The sequence below is a fragment of the Rhizobium arsenicireducens genome (assembly GCF_964021225.1).
This window is the reverse complement of sequence record NZ_CAXHYK020000001.1, coordinates 1640439-1653973: the sequence shown is the minus strand read 5'-3', so window position 1 is coordinate 1653973 and position 13535 is coordinate 1640439. Positions and strand designations below refer to the sequence as shown.

The 13535-nt window shown below is 61.1% G+C and carries 10 protein-coding genes, 2 tRNA genes and 1 pseudogene; 10 read left to right on the top strand and 3 right to left on the bottom strand.

Annotated features, from left to right (window positions below; genetic code table 11):
* Positions 1 to 241 precede the first annotated feature (241 nt).
* Positions 242 to 316, bottom strand: a tRNA-Asn gene (locus ACWPVA_RS08005).
* 160 nt (positions 317 to 476) lie between these two features.
* On the opposite strand from ACWPVA_RS08005, the gene ACWPVA_RS08000 reads away from it, so the two are divergent.
* The 9 genes and pseudogenes from ACWPVA_RS08000 (at position 477) to exoR (ending at position 10825) form a co-directional block, all read left to right on the top strand.
* Positions 477 to 764 (top strand): hypothetical protein, encoded by a 288-nt coding sequence (locus ACWPVA_RS08000; protein WP_454287178.1) that lies wholly within the window; start codon positions 477 to 479, stop codon positions 762 to 764.
* 139 nt (positions 765 to 903) lie between these two features.
* Positions 904 to 977 (top strand) — tRNA-Cys (locus ACWPVA_RS07995).
* Between the two features lie 159 nt (positions 978 to 1136).
* A complete protein-coding gene (locus tag ACWPVA_RS07990; RefSeq protein ID WP_454287177.1) occupies positions 1137 to 1466 on the top strand; it encodes a hypothetical protein in 330 nt (109 codons plus the stop codon).
* 141 nt (positions 1467 to 1607) lie between these two features.
* Entirely contained in the window at positions 1608 to 2279 is a 672-nt protein-coding gene (locus tag ACWPVA_RS07985; protein WP_454287176.1) for a protein-L-isoaspartate O-methyltransferase family protein, read from the top strand.
* A gap of 248 nt (positions 2280 to 2527) precedes the next feature.
* On the top strand, positions 2528 to 3913 hold the full coding sequence (locus ACWPVA_RS07980; RefSeq protein ID WP_454287175.1) for a TolC family outer membrane protein: 1386 nt from the start codon (positions 2528 to 2530) through the stop codon (positions 3911 to 3913).
* A gap of 147 nt (positions 3914 to 4060) precedes the next feature.
* A complete protein-coding gene (locus ACWPVA_RS07975) occupies positions 4061 to 4924 on the top strand; it encodes a PopZ family protein (protein WP_454287174.1) in 864 nt (287 codons plus the stop codon).
* A gap of 117 nt (positions 4925 to 5041) precedes the next feature.
* Positions 5042 to 7883, top strand: a pseudogene (locus tag ACWPVA_RS07970) (valine--tRNA ligase).
* Positions 7884 to 8315: 432 nt separating this feature from the next.
* Complete coding sequence (locus tag ACWPVA_RS07965; protein WP_454287173.1) at positions 8316 to 9488, top strand: OmpP1/FadL family transporter; 1173 nt, start codon at positions 8316 to 8318, stop codon at positions 9486 to 9488.
* 512 nt (positions 9489 to 10000) lie between these two features.
* Complete coding sequence (exoR, locus tag ACWPVA_RS07960) at positions 10001 to 10825, top strand: exopolysaccharide production regulator ExoR (RefSeq protein WP_454287172.1); 825 nt, start codon at positions 10001 to 10003, stop codon at positions 10823 to 10825.
* Positions 10826 to 10838: 13 nt separating this feature from the next.
* Here exoR and xth read toward each other — a convergent pair whose 3' ends face one another.
* Both xth and erpA read right to left on the bottom strand, forming a co-directional pair.
* Positions 10839 to 11627: an exodeoxyribonuclease III gene (gene xth, locus ACWPVA_RS07955; protein ID WP_454287171.1), complete on the bottom strand. Its 789-nt coding sequence runs from the start codon at positions 11625 to 11627 to the stop codon at positions 10839 to 10841.
* Positions 11628 to 11727: 100 nt separating this feature from the next.
* Positions 11728 to 12060, bottom strand: a complete 333-nt coding sequence (erpA, locus tag ACWPVA_RS07950) for an iron-sulfur cluster insertion protein ErpA (RefSeq protein ID WP_454287170.1) — start codon at positions 12058 to 12060, stop codon at positions 11728 to 11730.
* 205 nt (positions 12061 to 12265) lie between these two features.
* On the opposite strand from erpA, the gene ACWPVA_RS07945 reads away from it, so the two are divergent.
* Positions 12266 to 13483: a deoxyguanosinetriphosphate triphosphohydrolase gene (locus ACWPVA_RS07945; protein WP_454287169.1), complete on the top strand. Its 1218-nt coding sequence runs from the start codon at positions 12266 to 12268 to the stop codon at positions 13481 to 13483.
* Positions 13484 to 13535 lie beyond the last annotated feature (52 nt).

The window sequence follows — 13535 nt, the reverse complement described above, 5'->3', positions numbered from 1 at the left end:
CATTTCGCGTCAGTCGAAATCGGCTTGACCTTATCCGGGAACGACGAATTCATTAGCATAGCCGCGATCATACTGACAAAGTGGCAGCACGGAATGGCGAGGATGTCGGAACTGTTTCGGGAGGAGTTCAGCAATGGCGACGAAGTCGGAGGCTGGGGGATCTTCGACAAATAGAACTATTTTCGAAAAAAAAGCTAGGACGGAAACTTGCGGGTTTCTGACGTCGTCGCTTGGAAAGAAATGGCTCCCCGGGCCGGATTCGAACCGGCGACCTGTCGATTAACAGTCGAATGCTCTACCGCTGAGCTACCAGGGAACAGCCGCTTGGCGCGGTGTGAGCGGGGTAATACAAATGCTGGTTCGATTTGCCAAGCGATTTTTCAAAAAAAATGTCACAGCCTTGCTTTATTCTGTGTGCATCCCATCTTTGGCCGGTCCGGGCGGGCTCAGCTTTCCCGGTTTCGCAAGGGATTTGAATGACCAGACACACCCGAAAATATTATATTGACGCCGAGCGCGGACGCATCGTGCTTAGCCGCTATGAATTGCCCTTTCCGCGCTCCAAGCTTGGTCGGGTCGTCGCCGGTACGGCGCTGATCGGCGGCGGCTTTCTGGGTTTTCTGCCCGTGCTCGGCTTTTGGATGATACCGCTCGGTCTCTTCGTCCTGTCCCATGACCTGGCGGCGGTACGCCGGAGAAGGCGTCGCATGGCCATCTGGTGGCGCAAGCGCTACCCGGCCGTCAACCGCGCCGGCAGACACTGAGGCGACCGTGCTCGGCACGGGCCAACCCGTTTCGCGGAGCCTCATGCGCATAAATTTGAGGGGGAGGGTGGCAAGCCCCTTGCGCTCCACCCGGATACGTTCTAAACGCCGCGCACCACTCGCTTTTAAGCAAACGGACGGCCTCGTGGCGGAGTGGTTACGCAGAGGACTGCAAATCCTTGCACCCCGGTTCGATTCCGGGCGAGGCCTCCACTCTTACCCCTTTTGACGAGATATTGTGTTCGGGTTTAGCGGCCAAAACTGTGCTGATCGCCCATGGCGGCGATATCGGCGCAAATTTGGACGATCCGGCCCATTGCGTGCGCCCGGCGCTCCGCTAGAGCTGCTCCATCATCATCCAGGAGCCTCCAAATGCGCCATTTCACTTCCCTCGCTCTAATTGCCGCCGCCGTTCTCGCCCCCGTCGCGGCGTACGCCGAAAATCTGACCTTCAAGCTGGAGAACAAGACGTCCTACATGATCGTCAAGCTCTATGCGACGCCCGTCGGCGGCAACGGAAAGCGCATCGAGCTTCTGAACAAGAAAGGCCTGTGGGCGGGCAAGTCACGCAGCCTGACCATTGCCGATGACGGCGATGCCTGCGTCTACACCACTCGCGCCGTCTTCGAGGACGACAGCTTCTACGATGTCACCAACAAGGTCGATTTCTGCGAGACGGACGTCTACACCATTGAGGAATGAGGCCTGACGCGAATGGGCTGAAAATCTCCTCGACCTTCGTCGTGACGATATTCTGTTCCTGTGGCGACAACTCGGCTTGAAAGCGGTCCTGCCTGCAATTAAGACAGCTGACACAAACCGGCCGGAAGTGGGACGACTGACATGATGGATTATGCCGCAGCACGCATCAAGATGGTGGACAACCAGATTCGCACGACCGACGTCACGTCGCATTCGGTGCTGAACGCATTTCACTTGGTGCCGCGCGAGGTATTCGTTCCGGCCAATCTTCGTCCGCTCGCCTATATCGACGAGGACCTGCAGGTTGCTCCGGCTGCAAACGGCCAGCCCGCTCGCTACATCATGGAGCCATCGCCGCTCGCCAAGCTTTTGCAGTTGGGCGCGATCAGCAAGGACGATCTGGTTCTGGAAATCGGTTGCGGCGTTGGATATACGGCCGCAATCCTGTCGCAGCTTGCGGGTTCGGTGGTCGCCGTCGAATGTGACGAAGCCCTGGCCGCCAAGGCGACCGCGACACTCGCCGACCTTGGCTATGATAACGTCGCCGTGGTCACGGGCGAGCTGGAGAAGGGTTACGCGGCCGAAGCACCCTATGACCTGATCTTCACCAACGGCGCAGTCGAGGAGGTTCCGCAGGGCTTGCTCGATCAAATGCGCGAGGGCGGTCGACTGGTCGCTGTCGTCGGTTATGGCAATGCGGCCCGCGCGCGCCTCTATATCCGCAATGGCGACACCTGGTCCCACACGGAGTATTTCAATGCGGCCATCAAGCCCTTGCCCGGCTTTCGCAGGTCTGCCGAGTTCGTTTTCTGAGCACGAGGATGGAGTACTTCGGGACATTTAGCCGGAGGCGTTGATTTTCGTCTGTCGTGATTGAAAATGTTGCCGATCAGCAACGGCCATGTGGTTTCTGAGTCAAAAAGGGCCGCTGCCGTTGCGACCGAAGCTGCGACGGGTCATCAAATCCTGATACTGGTTAATGCGTCGCTGCGTCGACGGTTCCTTCGGCCTCTCGTTGGGCGATGCATCTGCGCCCGCCCAGTCAGATGTGGAGTGACCCTGTGTCGATCATTCGGAAAACCGCTCTCGCTGCCGCAATCGCCCCGATGTTGGTCCTGCTGGCCGGGCCGTCATCGGCTGAGACGCTTTTCGGAGCAATGGCCAAGGCCTACGAGAACAATCCCGATCTCAATGCCGTGCGTGCAGCGCTTCGCGCCACGGACGAGAACGTCACCATCGCCAAGGCCGGCATGCGGCCGCAGGTTGCGGCCACCGCTTCGGCGTCCAGCATCCGCGTCAGCGACATCACGTCACCCCCGAGGCCCGACTTCGGTTACAATACACAGAGTGTTGGGATTTCGATTACCCAGCAGATCTTCGACGGCTTCCAGACGCTCAACAACGTCCGCGCCGCCGAGGCCGGGGTTTTTGCCAGCCGCGAGAGCCTGCGGGCTGAGGAGATCTCAATCCTGCTCGCCGCGGCGCAGGCCTATGCCGACGTGGCGCGAGACCAGCAGATCGTCTTGATCCGCAGGCAGAACCTGGCCTTCCTCCAGGAACAGCTGAATGCCGCCAATGCCCGCCTCGAGGTCGGCGAGGGGACCCGGACCGATGTCAGCCAGGCGGAGGCCCAGCTGGCCGGGTCGCAGGCCCTGCTCGCCGCGGCGATCGCCCAGCTGAAGCAGAGCGAGGCGACCTATGTCCAGATCGTCGGCGAGGCGCCGAAGGGGATCAAGCAGCCGTCGCCCGCCACGAAAGCGCTGCCGCCGAGCGTCGATGCCGCTGTCGCCATCGGCATTCGCGAACATCCTTACGTTCTGGCCTCGCTCCATGCCGTCGATGCAGCCGGCTATCAGGTGAAGGCGGCCGAGGGTTCTCTGCTTCCCGGCGTCGTTGTCCAGGGCAATGTTTCGCGCAACTGGACAAACGAACCGCCGTCCGGCGCGAATCCGGACGCCACCTCCGCCAGCATTACCGCCCAGCTGAGGATCCCGCTCTATCAGGGCGGTGCCGAATACGGCAATGTCCGCAAGGCCAAGGAGACGCTGGGCGAGCAGCGCATCAGGGTTGATTCCGCCCGCGCCAGCGTGCAGCAGCAGGTGACGTCCGCCTATGCGCAGATGGAGGCGGCTACATCCGCGATTTCCGCCGCCCGCAAGCAGCTTTCCGCCGCCAACCTGGCCCTGCAGGGTGTGATCGAGGAGCGCAATGTCGGCCAGAAGACCACGCTCGACGTGCTGAACGCCCAGCAGACCGTGCTCGAGGCCAAGGAAAGCCTCGTTAGCTATCAGCGCAATGCGGTCGTGGCGAGCTATGGCGTGCTGGCCGCATCGGGCCGCCTGACGATCAGGAGTCAGGGGCTGCAGGTGGCCGAATATCGCTCCGAAGACCATTACGAGGCAGTCAAGGACGCCTGGTTCGGCCTGCGCACGGTCGATGGTCGGTGACGAACCGGCGGTACCAATAAAGCTGTGTATCAGTCTGAATTAGTTGGTCCGGCGTGATTTTTTTCAACGAGCGAGTATCCTAAGGTGATTCGAAATCGGCCCGGCTTTTTGCCATCTGCCGAGTTTCGGGGACCAACGGGGATGAATATGGCCCAGCCAAGTGTAGCGCGTGAACCGTCCATGGAAGAAATACTGGCCTCGATTCGCCGGATCATCGAGAGCAATGATCCGGGCGGCAGCGAGTTTGTTTCTTCTTCCCTTCCGCCGATCTATGACGATGGCGACCCGGAGGATGTCGACGGCGATATCCGGCTGACGATAGATGACGAGGACGCCTATGCCGCTGCCGAAATGGTGGCGGCGAACGACAGCGGTCCCACGCAGGCCTCAGCACCCGCTGCAACATTTGAGGCCGTCGATCCCGAAAAGGGCCGCAACATTTCGCTCGCCGACCTCGCGGCGCGGGTTCGCTCGGCGTCCGAAAGGGTCGAGCGCCCTGTTCTTGGTGGCGCAGTACCCGCCGAGAATGCTGCCCCAGCAGTGCGCGGCGACAGCCCGGTGATGACGAACCGAATGGCGGACCTGCGTGCGGCGAACTCTCGCTCGGTCGAGATGCCGCAGATGCAGCGGCAGCAGGAAGCTGCGATCGACGACGAGGCATTCGAGACCGCCGCCATGGCCGATGTCGAGGCCGCAACCTCGGTCTCGCAGCAGGACGTCAACGTTGACGAGCCTGTGTCTGCCCAGCCTGTGTCTGCCGAGCCGGATCGCGCTACGGAAGGCCATGACCTCAAGGCACTGGTCTCTGCCTCGACGATCGAGCAGGTGTCGCGCTCCTTCGGAGAACTGGCCGCCGCCATTGACGGCCAGCAGCGCCGCTCGCTCGACGAGATGGCCGAGGAAATGCTACGGCCAATGCTGCAGGAATGGCTGGACGACAACCTGCCGACACTGGTCGAAAGGCTGGTGCGCGAGGAGATCGAGCGCGTGGCGCGCGGCCCGCGCCGCTGATTTTCTGGCCCGTCCCGGCTTCAAGCCGCTCCGTCGACGGGGCGGCTTTTTTATTGACTCACCATCGGCCATCCTGTTTACCAAGCTGCAACAAGAACCCCGAAGAGTGGTCCAAAAATGCTCGAAAAGACCTACGATTCCGCCAGTGTCGAACCGAAAATCGCCAAGGCGTGGGAAGAGGCGGACGCGTTTCGCGCCGGCGCCAATGCCAAGGCGGGTGAGGACACGTTCACCATCGTGATCCCGCCGCCGAATGTGACCGGATCCCTGCACATGGGCCATGCGCTCAACAATACGCTGCAGGACATCATGATCCGCTTCGAGCGGATGCGCGGCAAGGACGTGCTGTGGCAGCCGGGCATGGACCATGCCGGCATCGCCACCCAGATGGTGGTCGAGCGCAAGCTGATGGAGACCCAGCAGCATCGGCGTGAGATGGGACGCGAGGCCTTCATCGACAAGGTCTGGGAATGGAAGGACGAGTTGGGCGGTCTGATCTTCAACCAGTTGAAGCGCCTTGGCGCCTCCTGCGACTGGTCGCGCGAGCGTTTCACCATGGACGAGGGCCTGTCCGAAGCGGTACTCGAAGTTTTCGTCACCCTCTACAAGCAGGGCCTGATCTACAAGGACAAGCGGCTTGTCAACTGGGACCCGAAGCTCCTGACGGCGATCTCCGATCTTGAGGTCGAGCAGGTCGAGGTCAACGGCAATCTCTGGCATCTGCGCTATCCGCTGGAAGAGGGCGTGACCTACGAGCATCCGGTCGCCTTTGACGAAGAGGGCAAGCCGACCGAATACGAGACGCGCGACTATCTGGTCGTCGCAACCACACGTCCCGAAACCATGCTCGGCGACACCGGCATTGCCGTCCATCCCGACGACGGGCGCTACAAGGCGATCGTCGGCAAGCATGTCATCCTGCCGATCGTCGGCCGCAAGATCCCGATCGTCGCCGACGAATATCCGGACCCGACCGCCGGCACCGGCGCCGTCAAGATGACGCCGGCCCATGACTTCAACGACTTCGAGGTCGGCAAGCGTGCGGGTCTACGCGCTGTCAACGTTCTGACCACCGAAGGCAGGATTGCCATCGTCGGCGACGAGGACTTCCTCGAAGGGCTCACGCCTAACCGCGAACAGGAAATGGTCTGGGGCGAAGCTCGAGGGCATGGACCGCTTCGCCGCCCGCAAGAAGATCGTTGAGATTCTCGAGGCTGAGGGCCTGGTCGACAAGATCGAGCCGCACAAGCACATGGTTCCCCATGGCGACCGCGGCGGCGTGCCGATCGAGCCGCGGCTGACCGAACAGTGGTATGTCGATGCCAAGACGCTGGCCAAGCCCGCGATCGAGAGCGTTCGCGAAGGCCGCACCAAGTTCGTGCCGAAGAATTGGGAAAAGACCTATTTCGAATGGATGGAGAACATCCAGCCGTGGTGCGTCTCGCGCCAGTTGTGGTGGGGTCACCAGATCCCCGCCTGGTATGGCCCGGACGGCCAGGTCTTCGTCGAGAAGACCGAGGAAGAGGCGCTCGACGCCGCTGTCCAGCATTATCTGGCGCATGAAGGCCCGTGGAAGGCCTGGGTCCAGGAAAAGCTCGAGAACTTCGCGCCGGGCGAGATCCTGACCCGTGACGAGGACGTGCTCGACACCTGGTTCTCCTCGGCGCTCTGGCCTTTCTCGACGCTGGGCTGGCCCGGCGATACGCCGGAACTGGCGAAATACTATCCGACCGACGTTCTGGTCACCGGCTTCGACATCATCTTCTTCTGGGTCGCCCGGATGATGATGATGGGTCTGCACTTCATGAAGGACGAGATCGGCACGCCGGTGGAGCCGTTCCATACCGTCTATGTCCATGCGCTGGTCCGCGACAAGAACGGCCAGAAGATGTCGAAGTCGAAGGGCAACGTCATCGACCCCTTGGAACTGATCGATGAATACGGCGCCGACGCGTTGCGCTTCACGCTGGCCATCATGGCGGCGCAGGGCCGCGACGTGAAGCTTGATCCGGCCCGCATTGCCGGCTACCGCAATTTTGGCACCAAGCTGTGGAACGCCACGCGGTTTGCCGAGATGAACGGGGCAAAGAGCGATCCGCATTTCCTGCCGGAAACCACCACGCTTGCCATCAACCGCTGGATCCTGACGGAGCTGGCACGCACCGAGCGGGATGTGACGGAAGCGATCGCCGGCTTCCGCTTCAACGAGGCGGCCGCCACGCTCTATCGATTCGTCTGGAACAGCTTCTGCGACTGGTATCTCGAGCTCTTGAAGCCGGTTTTCGCCGGCGAGGACGAGCAGGCCAAGGCAGAGGCGCAATCCTGCGCGGCCTATGTACTCGAGGAAACCTACAAGCTGCTGCACCCCTTCATGCCCTTCATGACCGAGGAGCTCTGGGCACATACGGCAGGCGAGGGACAGACCCGCGACACGCTGCTATGCCACGAAGCCTGGCCGGCCCCCGATTTTGCCGACGAACTGGCGGCGGCCGACATCAACTGGCTGGTCGATCTGGTCTCGGGCATCCGCTCGGTCCGATCCGAAATGAACGTGCCTCCCGGCGCTGTGGCGCCGCTGGTCGTGGTCGGGGCAAATACCGTTACGCGGGACCGTCTTGTCCGTCACGAGGCCTCGATCAAGCGGCTCGCCCGCATCGAGAGCATTGCGCTTGCCGACGAAGCGCCGAAGGGCGCAGCCCAGATCGTCATCGGCGAGGCGACCGCCTGCCTGCCGCTCGGCACGCTGATCGATCTCTCCGCGGAAAAGGCTCGGCTGGAAAAGGCCGTCGCCAAGGTGGAGCAGGAGATGGCGCGCATTGCCGGCAAGCTCGCCAACGACAAATTCGTCGCCAACGCCAATCCGGACGTGGTCGCCGCGGAGCGCGAACGCTATCAGGAGTTGGAGCAGCAGAAGGCAAGTCTCGATACCGCGCTGAAGCGGGTTGTCGAGGCCGGCTAGAAATGAGGCGGCGACCTTTGGGTCGCCGCCATCTTTGCCCGTGCGATGCGGGTGATTCCGGCGCAAGGCGCCCTTTGAGCACCCGTATTTCCAAATCACCTTGTCGTTCTGAGCCCCAGCGCGCGGTTTTGGCCGTTGCCACCGCCTTATTTGCTGCCATGCCGCCGAATGTGACAACGCACACACAAATTCATTCTTGTGGCAATCATGCAACGTTGCCTTCGAGAATTGGAATGTTATTCCATTTATTGGCGCCATAAGCCGGGGTAGGGGAAGAAAAATCCACTACGGCCGGCATCTTACGTGTGCGTAAGAGTGTTTACGTAAAAATTGAGGCAAGACACCCGCGATCAGGCGTGGCGTCGCAAGATTGTCATTCACTTCTGCGTGGCTAAACTGCAAATCAGTTGGTGCCAGCAAGTGGGGAGAGAGATGGCAGTGAATTTCAAAAGGACGGCAATTCTTTGTTTGGTCGGCGTAAGCGCGCTGGCAACGTCGGCGCATGCGGGCGGCTGGAATCGCGGCGAGGCCGACACGGACATCCTCTATGAGGATGGCGATTATGTGATGCGGGGCGGCGCAATCTATGTATCGCCGCATCGCAAATTTGCGACGATCAACGGTGCAAACGCCACCGACGACCGCTATTCGCAGGACTACTGGATCCCGAGCCTGGCAGCGAAGTTCAAAGCAAGCGACAATTTCGCCTGCGCCTTCACCTATACGCAGCCGTTTGGTGCTGACGCGGAATACGGAGTTCAGGCGCAGACGGCGAGCTTGCTGGGTGGTGGGACGGGTTCGCCAAGCAAGGAGTTTATTACCAACGAGTACGGCGCGACCTGCGACGTGAGCATGCAGGCGGGTAAAGGCCGCGTTCACTTCCTTGGCGGCGTGTTCCTTCAGGACTTCGAATATACAGCAACCAGCAATCTTGCCTTCCCACCGGGTACGGCAATCGGCACCCTGAACTTGAAAGACCACGAAGCTTTCGGTTACCGTTTGGGAGTGGGTTACGATATTCCTGAATATGCACTGCGGGCACAACTGATGTATCGCTCCGCCATCGACCACAATGCAAACGACGGGTCGTTCGATTGGAGTGCAGTCGGTGCAGGAATGACTGATGCGAGAGGGACCGGCACTCTGCCGCAATCCGTGAAGCTATCGGTTCAAAGCGGCGTTGCACCGGGTTGGATGGTCTACGGTTCGGTTAAGTGGACCGACTGGAGCGTCATGCAGTCTCTGAACTACTCAATCGTTCTTCCGGGTGGAGGGGGCGTTGCTGATCGAGAAGACGTATACAACTGGAAGGACGGCTGGACCATTAATGCGGGCGTGGCTCACGCCTTCAACGAGAAGATCGCCGGCACGGTAAACGTCATGTGGGATAGCGGTGTCGGCACCGGCGCTGACATCTACTCCGATACATGGACCGTCGGTGCTGGTCTTTCGGTCAAGGCTGGTCCCGGCGAGCTTCGCTTCGGCGGTGCCGTCAGCTACCTGACGGAAGGCAGCCAGTCGACAACTGACGACGCTGTGTACAACGCGACGGCCGATGGCGATTGGGCCTATGCCGTTTCGGCAAACTACAAGATCACCTTCTAAGAGGTTTGCGGATCGAAGAGACTATGAGAGAGCCCGGCATGCCGGGCTCTTATCGTTTCATGCGGGGGTGGTTCGGAAAAATGTGACGGATTTACAACAGCAATTGAATCCTCGCCGGCCCGCCGTTTTGCGGCCGATTTTGTCCATTTCCCGCCACAAACGAAGCGCAGCGATCTGTGCATGAAACGTCGGGTGTCGTTTCGAGCAAGCGTGGCGTGAGTAAGCATGGGGCAGGTCGTCAGGAATTATCTCCAAAAATCAACCGCGATGGCTGTGCCGGAACTCCTCCGTGCCGCAAGCTACCTTTCTGGCGGTTGGAAATGGCGATCAGTCGCAGTCTTGCCCGAAAGAGCTTCTAGGCTCCAATTCGTCGCCGTTGACAGGAAGTTCGCCTCGGAAATGGCGATGGACGCCCGATCGTGGCGGAGCGATGAACCGGTTGTTCACGGTTTTGAGCTCAAATGTCTGGCAGACAAAGACAAGCCTTCCCGGGTGAATGGTGGGGTTTGCTGATGTCTGCGGTGTTGTGGAAGAAATACGGAATTATGCTGACAACAGACTGGAAGTGTCCGACCACATTGATTTTCTCCGCGTTCCTGCTCGTCATGACTGGAACGGCCGGACACGCCTTCGACATGAATGCCGGGGTGACCAAGGAGTCCGGCCCCTTCGACCTCTTCAAGTTCGGCTTCAAGGCTTACAAGAACGGCCAGAAGCAGGAGGCTGTCGAAGCCTATCGCTACGCCGCGGAGAAGGGCCACACCGGATCCCGCTGGGCGCTCGCCAACATGTATGCGGCCGGCGACGGCGTGGTCGAGGATGATTTCGAGGCGTTCAAGATCTATGCCGACATCGCCAGCCAGGGCGTCGAGCCCGGTTCCGAGGATACCGGTTTCTTTGTCAACGCGCTGTTGTCGCTTGCCCGCTATTATCGCCAGGGCATTCCGGGCAGCCCGGTGAAGATTGATCTCGGCCAGGCCCGCCAGCTCTATTTCCAGGCGGCTTCCACCTTCGGCGTGCCCGAAGCACAGTTCCAGCTGGCGCGGATGATCCTTGCCGGCGAGGGTGGCAGGAGCAATGTCCAGCAGGCCAAGAAATGGCTGAACCTTGCCCGCAAAAGCGGCCATGCCGGCGCCATGTCGGTGTTTGGTAATGTCCTGTTCCAGGAAGGTCAGACGGTGCGCGGTCTTGCATTCCTGACGGCGGCGCTCGACAGCTGTGCTCCGAAGGACTGTGGCTGGATGCAGGAACTGCAGGAGCAGGCCTTCTCGATCGCCAATGAGGAAGACCGCCGTGTCGCGGTTGCGCTTGCCCCGCAGGTTTACCAGGCGGATTAGGCCTGGTTAGCTTTCAGGCAAAATCGAAGATCGCCGTCACGGGCACATGGTCTGACGGCTTTTCCCAGCTGCGCACGTGCTTTTCGATCGAAGCCGACAGGAGGCGGTCGCTGGCTTCCGGCGAGAGCATCAGGTGGTCGATGCGGATGCCGTTGTTCTTCTGCCAGGCGCCGGCCTGATAATCCCAGAACGTATAAAGCAGCGGATCGTCGCTGACCGCGCGCACCGCATCGGTCAGGCCGAGATTCTCCAGCCGTCGGAACGACTGTCGTGTCTTCGGCAGGAATAGCGCATCGCCCTGCCATAGACGCGGATCGCGGCAGTCGTGCGGTTCGGGAATGACGTTGTAGTCGCCGGCGAGGATGAGGGGTTCTTCCAGTGCCATCCGGCTCTCGGCGAAGGCCTTCAGCCGCTCCATCCAGGCAAGCTTGTAGGGGTATTTGACCGGGTCGTCAGGCGGATTGCCGTTCGGGAGGTAGAGCGAGCAGATCCGCACGACGCCCCCCGCGACCGAGAAGACCGCTTCGATGAAACGGGCCTGTTCGTCTCCATCATCGCCCGGAAGGCCGCGGCTGACCTCGTCCGGCTTTGTCTTGGACAGGATAGCCACGCCGTTGAAGCCCTTCTGGCCGTGCGTCTCGACATGATAACCGAGCGCCTCGATCTCGAGCCGCGGAAAACCGTCGTCGACCGACTTGATTTCCTGCAGGCATACGACGTCCGGCGCAGAACTCTCGAGCCATGCGCACAGATTGGCGATGCGTGCCTTGACGCCATTGATGTTCCAGGTCGCGATCTTCATGGCGTTCACCCTTTCGTCTCGCCTCTACATAGCCGATGGCGCGGATTTTGCCATCGGCTTTTGCGGGCTATGCAGGGGTTCGCGCCAAGGCGGCTGGCGATCAGACGGAAAAGCTGGTGCCGCAGCCGCAGCTTGCGACAGCGTTCGGATTGTTGATCTGGAAGGACTGGCCGAGCAGGTTGTCGACGAAATCGATCTCCGAGCCGGCCATATAGACCAGCGACATGGGGTCGATCAGTACGGTTGCGCCGTCGCGGCTGATGACGACGTCGTCCGACTGCGGCCCCTGATCGAGGTCGAACTTGTAGGAGAAGCCGGAACAGCCGCCGCCTTCGACGGTGACGCGCAGCGCGTTCTTGCCGGTTTCACTGGCCACAATCCGGGCGATTCGCTTCGCCGCAGCTTCGGAAAGGGTGACGGTCTCGGTGCTCATCTTGCCTCCTGACGGGTTCAAGGCCCGTGGAAAACTTCTGGAACGCCAGAAAAATCAACGTTCTGACACGTATTGGCGATAGATCGCCATGGATATTGCCGGATGCCCGCCGCGCTCATGCTATAAGACGCAAACATTGCGGCATCGTTCGCTATAGGTATGAAGGCGGGCCGATGGCGTCAATGGGGAGCGGACAGGACGCGACATGACGATTGATAAGAGTGCATTGGGTTTCGGAACCGGCGAGCGGGCGATCTTCGCCACCGACCCCTGGACGACGCGCGGCCGGCTGTTTCCCGAGGGCGGCAGCCCGACCCGATCCGACTTCCAGCGCGACCGCGACCGCATCGTCCACACCACCGCATTCCGCCGGCTGAAGCACAAGACGCAGGTCTTCATCGGCCCCGACGGCGACCACTATCGGACCCGGCTCACCCACACGATCGAGGTGGCGCAGATCGCCCGTGCGCTCGCCCGCGCACTGAAGCTCGACGAGGACCTGGCGGAAGGTGTGGCGCTCGTCCACGATTTTGGCCACACGCCCTTCGGCCATACCGGCGAGGATGCGCTGCACGAGGTGCTGGAACCCTATGGCGGCTTCGATCACAACGCGCAATCGCTGAGAATCGTCACCAAGCTGGAGCGGCGCTATGCCGAGTTCGATGGTCTTAACCTGACCTGGGAAACCCTGGAGGGGCTGGTCAAGCACAATGGCCCGCTCGAGACCAAGGCGGGCGAGGGGACGCGCGGCCCCGTTCCGCAGCCTATCCTCGACTATTGCGAACTGCACGACCTGGAACTTGCAAGCTATGCCGGCCTGGAGGCCCAGGTCGCGGCGATCGCCGACGACATCGCCTACAACACCCATGACATCGATGACGGACTGCGCTCAGGCTATCTGAGCGTCGACATGCTGGAGGAGGTGCCCTTTCTCGCCGGGTTGATGAAGGAGGTGCGCGACCGCTATCCGCATCTCGAGGCCGACCGTTTCACCCACGAGATCATGCGCCGACAGATAACCCGCATGGTTGAGGACGTGATCGGGGTCGCGCAGGCGCGCCTTGCCGAACTGCGGCCGCAAAGTGCGGCCGACATCCGCGCCTCCGACCGGACAGTCGCCACCTTCTCCGACGAAATGGCCGAGACAGACCGGCAAATCAAGAAGCTGTTGTTCAGCCGCATCTACCGCCATCCCGACATCATGCGCATCCGCGCCGGCGCGGCGCAGATCGTCACCGACCTGTTCCACGCCTACATGGCCGATCCGGCGCTGATGAGAAGCCACTACTGGGTGAACCATATCGCCGGCCTGAACGAGCCGGCGCGGGCGCGTCATGTCGGCGACTATCTGGCGGGCATGACCGACACGTATGCGGTGCGCACCCACAGTGAGCTGTTTGACCAGACTCCCGATTTGCGCTAGGCAGCGCTGCAATTCCACTCCATTTGCGGGCTATCGAACTGCTTGCGCGGGT